Genomic DNA, 5,422 nt, shown 5'->3' on the forward strand with positions numbered 1-5,422 from the left:
GCGTCAGCCTTGCCGAACCCCAGCGCAACGGCGAATCGCTGAGCATCGCGGCCAGCAACACCGCAGGCGAGCTCGCCACAGTGACCATCGCCGTGCCCGATACGCAGGCGCCAGCACCCGTCAGCGAACTGCGGGTGAGCGACGACGGGGCGCAACTCAGCGGCCTTGGCGAAGCCGGCGCCACCGTCACCGTGCGCGATGCCAATGGCGCGGTGCTCGGCAGCGCGCCCGTGCAGGATGACGGCCGCTTCAGCGTCACCCTGGACCCTGCACAGACCAACGGCCAGGTACTGGCGGTGGAGCAACGCGATGGCGCCGGCAACCTGTCCGCACCACTCACTGTGCAGGCACCGGACAGCGAGGCACCCGAGCCGGTCAGCGCGCTGGTGCTGTCGGCCGATGGCGGCGTGCTCACCGGCCAGGGCGAGCCCGGCACCACGGTGACCGTGCGCAGCGGCGCAGCGGTGATCGGCACGGCCTTGGTGGCCGAGGATGGCAGCTTCCGCGTAACGCTGACGCCGGCCCAGCTCAACGGCCAGACCTTGAGCGTGACCTTGACCGATGGCGGCAACAACGTTTCGTCAGCGATCGAGCTGCTGGCGCCTGACCTGCAAGCGCCTGCAAGCGCCGAGGACCTGCAACTGAACGCCGAGGGCACAGTGCTCAGCGGCAGTGCCGAGGCAGGTACCACCGTGGAGGTACGTGATCCCCAGGGTGGGCTGCTGGGCAATGCGCTGGTCGCCGCCGACGGGCGTTTCGAGGTCAGCCTGCCGGCGCAAACCAATGGAGAAGTACTGACCGTGGTGGTGATCGACGGCGCAGGCTACACCTCGCCGCCGATCAGCCTCACTGCAGAGGACGCTACCGCGCCGCTGGCGCCCGAGAATGTGCAGGTCAACGCCAACGGTAGCCAGTTGGTCGGCACCGGGGAAGTCGGCAGCACTGTCACGGTACGCAACGCCGCTGGCGAAGTCGTCGGCACCGGTGACGTGCCGGCGGGCGGGCTGTTCGTGATCAACCTGAGCCCACCGCAGGACAATGCCCAGTCGTTGCAGGTCACCCTGACCGATGCCCAGGCGAACACCTCCCAGGCAACCACCGTCATCGCCCCAACCGCGGCAGCGCCGGACGCACCGAGCGATGTCAGCGTCAGCCTTGATGGCGCCACGGTGAGCGGCACGGCTGTCGGCGCGGTCAGCGTCACGGTGCGCGATGCCAACGGTGCCGCGCTGGTCACTGTCCAGGTGCAGGCCGACGGCAGCTTCACGGCGCTGCTGCCGACGCCGCTGAGCAACGGCGAACCCCTGAGCGTGGTCGCCACCGATAGCGGTGGGCGGGTCTCGATCGAGCAGCCGCTGAACGCCCCTGACACCACCCCACCGGAGGCCGCACTGAACGTTGCGGTCAGCGCTGACGGCAGCCGTATCAGCGGCAGTGCCGAGCCCGGCAGCACGGTGCTGGTGCGCAATGGCAGCGGCGAGCTTGGCAGCGTGCGGGTCGGCACCGACGGCAGCTTCGTGGTCCGCCTCGATCCTCTACTGCTGACCGGCGACAGCGCCGAGGTGGTGGTGATCGATGCGGCCGGCAATGAGAACCCCGAGCCCGTACAGGTCTTCGGGCCGCCCAGCGTGCCGGTCGATTCACCCAGCGAGCTGGTACTCAGCCTTGATGGCTTCAGCCTGAGCGGCGTGGGCATGCCCGGCACGCAGATCACGGTGACCGCAGGCGGGCAGGCCCTGGGCAGCGCCAGCGTAGGCAGCGACGGCGCCTTCCTGGTGTTCCTCAGCAGCGCGCAGCTCAATGGCCAGACCCTGCAGGTCAGCGCGCAGTCGGCTGCTGGGGTCGTGTCCGATCCGGCCAGCCTCACGGCGCGGGACATCACCGCGCCCGACGCGCCGATGCAGTTGCGGGTCGAGTCCGATGGCTCAGCCCTGAGTGGCCGCGGTGAAAGGGGTGCCACCGTCAGCGTGCGCGATGCCAGTGGCAGGCTGCTGGGCAGTGGCGAAGTCGATGACGACGGCCGGTTCAGCCTCCTGCTGGACCCGGCACCGCGCAATGGCGAAACCTTGCAGGTCAGCCAGGTGGATGCCGCCGGTAACCTTTCGTTGGTCACGACAGCGACCGCGCCAGACCTCACGCCACCCGACGCGGCCACAGGGCTTGCCCTGAACGCCGCCGCCACGGTGCTCAGCGGGCAGGGTGAAGCCGGTGCCAGCGTGACCGTGCGCGATGCCAATGGCGCCGTGCTGGCCAACGGCACGGTCAATCAGGCCGGGCAATTCCAGATCACCTTGCCGGCCGCTCAGGTCAGCGGTGCGCCGCTGCACGTCACCCTTGCCGACCGTGCAGGCAATACCTCCGAACCCGCTGAAGTGGCCACGCCAGACCGTACCCCGCCGCTGGCCGTCACCCAGCTCAGCCTCAGCGCCGATGGCAGCCAACTGAGCGGTGCCGGCGAGGCGGGGGCGATGGTGCGCGTGCGCACGCCGGACGGCACGGTGGTCGGCTCGATCAGGGTCGCTGACGACGGGCTGTTCACGATCATCCTCACTCCCGCGCAAAACGCCGGTTTGACCCTGGGCGTGACCCAGGTCGACGCTGCCGGCAATGTCTCGGCCGCGCTGACGCTGGTCACCCCGGACCTGCAGCCGCCTGCAGCGTTGAGCAACGTCACGCTGAACAACGACGGGCTGACCCTGCACGGCCTCGGCCAGGCGGGCAATACGGTCCGTGTGAGCGATCAGCAAGGCAAGGTGATCGGCATCGGCCAGGTCGCTGCCAACGGCACCTTTGTCCTGACCCTCGACACGCCGCAGCTCAATGCCGAGCGTCTGAGCGCGGTGCAAAGCAACCCTGGCGGTATTCCCTCTGTCGCCGTGGCGGTCACGGCACCCGACCTCACGCCACCGGCTGCGCCGACCGAGCTGATGCTGACCCAGAGCGGCCTGCAACTCTCCGGCAGGAGCGAGCCCAACAGCACCGTCGAGGTGCGCAATGCCGCGGGCGAGCGTCTGGGCACGACCGTCGCGGACGCCAACGGCACCTTCCGCATCGATCTGGACACCGCGCAGCTCAACGGTGAAGCGCTGCAGGTGACCGCCCGCGATGCAGCCGGCAATGTCTCGCTCTCCGCACCCTTTGCGGCAGACGACGTCACCCCACCGGAGCCGGTCAGCCACCTGGCGTTGTCTGCCGATGGCATCACCCTCACCGGGCACGGTGAAGTCGGCGCCAAGGTCACGGTGACCGGCATTGAAGGGGCCTTCCTCGGCGACGCCGTGGTGGATGCGCAGGGCCACTTCTCCGTACGCCTCGACCCGCCTGCCGTGCCCGGCCTTGCGCTGAGCGTGGTGCAGGTCGACACCGGCGACAATCCCTCGTTGCCCGCAACACTGGAGGTGCCGGCCATTGCCCCACCGGACACCCCGTCGCAGCTGCTGCTGGCCGAGGATGGCCTGAGCCTTGGCGGTGTGGCCAGCCCTGGCAGCACGGTGCGGGTGTATGGCCCGAACGGGCTGCTCCTGGGCAGCGCCGAGGTGCAGGCTGACGGCAACTTTACCGTCAGCTTGACCAGCCGCCAGGCCAATGGCGAGGTGCTGGAAGTCAGCGCTGAGGGCATCGATGGCAGCCTGTCGCTGCCGACTACGGTGCAAGCCCCGGACCTGATCGCGCCCCAGCCCGTCACGCAACTGCTGCTGTCGAACAGCGGGCTGGTGCTGAGCGGCAACGGCGAAATCGGTGCCACGGTCCGCGTGACCGGCAACGGCGGCATCGCGCTGGGTGATGCCGTGGTGGGCACGGACGGCCGTTTCAGCGTGACGCTCGAGACCGCGCAGCTCAACGGTGAGCGCCTCAGCGTCGAGCAGGTCGATGTGGCGGGCAACATTTCCGACAGCATCAGCCTGGTGGTCGCGGACCGCACGGCCCCCGATGCGCCTGCCGACCTGCAGTTCGGCGCAGGCGGCAGCGTGCTGCTGGGCATCGGCGAGGCCGGCACACGGGTCACTGTCATGGCTGCCGACGGCGCCCTGTTGGGCAGCGCCACGGTGCGTGACAACGGCACCTTCGAGGTGGCCCTGACGCCAGTGCAGGCCAATGGTGAAACCGTGCATGTAGTGCTCACCGATGCCGCTGGCAATCGCTCCACGGGCGCCGACCTCACCGCCCTGGACACCACAGCGCCGGCAATCCTCAGCGAAGTCACGGTTTCGTCCGACGGCGTCACCCTGACCGGGCGTGGCGAAATCGGCGCCGTGGTGACCGTACGCAACGCTGCCAACCAAGCCCTGGGCACGGCCACCGTCGACAGCAGCGGCAACTTCACCCTGGCCCTGAGCCCGGCGCTGAGCAATGCCGAGGTGTTGACCCTGACCCAGGCCGATGCCGCGGGCAATGTCTCGCCGCCCCTGAGCATCACCACTCCGGACTTCACGCCGCTCGAACCGCTCACCCTGGTGCGCATCAGCGTCGACGGCAGCGTGGTGACCGGGCGTGGCGAGCCGGGCGCGACCGTTACGGTACGCGACGCGATGGGCCAGGAACTGGGCCGTGGCCTGGTGCAGGCCGACGAAACCTTCCGCGTCGAGCTCAGCCCCGCGCAGATCAACCAGCAGGTGCTGGACGTGCAGCAGGCGGACCCACCGGGCAATCTCAGCGAGCCGGTGCAGGTCATCGCGCCGGATCGCACACCGCCACTGGCACCGGACAACCTCAGCCTGAACGCTGCCGGGAATCAGCTCAGTGGCACCGGCGAGATCGGCACCACGGTGCGGGTCAGCGTGGGCGGCCAGCTGATCGGGACGGGCACGGTGGCGGCCGACGGGCGCTTCCTGGTCCAGCTCGACGCCCCGCAGCTCAATGGCGAACAGCTCAGCGTCAGCCTGGAGGACGCCAGCCAGAACGTGTCATTGCCCACCTCGTTGCTGGCCCTCGACGTCACACCCCCGGCGCAAGTGCTGGCCAGCCTCAACGCCGATGGCACCCAGGTCACCGGCAGCGGTGAAGCCGGCGCGCGCATCACCGTGGTCAACAACCTCGGCAATCTGCTGGCCCGGGGCGTGATCGACAGCGATGGCAGGTTCGTCCTCGACTTGTCGACGCCTCAGCAGAACGGCGAAGTGCTCCACGTGGTGGCCCAGGACGCCACCGGCAATCCGTCCACACCACTGCTACTCACCGCCCGCGACCTCACCCCACCTGAGCCGCTGCTGAACCTGAGCCTCAACGCGGGCGGTACGCTGCTGACCGGCAACGGCGAAGTCGGCGCCACGGTGACCGTGCGCGGCGCAGACGGTAGCGTGCTGGGCAGCGTCACGGTGCCGGCCAGTGGCGCCTTCAGCGTGCCCATCGCGCCCGCCCAGGCCAATGGCCAGACCCTGACCATCATCGCCACCGACGCTGCCGGCAACAGCGGCGCGGCGCA

The 5,422-nt window shown here is 69.4% G+C and carries 1 protein-coding gene; it reads left to right on the forward strand.

Features of this window, described 5'->3' with window-relative positions; translation table 11 throughout:
* The coding region (locus RT028_RS07835) for an Ig-like domain-containing protein (protein WP_312934135.1) at positions 1 to 5,422 on the forward strand (5,422 nt) is incomplete at both ends.

It is taken from the genome of Pseudomonas sp., assembly GCF_032058845.1.
GTDB lineage: Bacteria > Pseudomonadota > Gammaproteobacteria > Pseudomonadales > Pseudomonadaceae > Aquipseudomonas.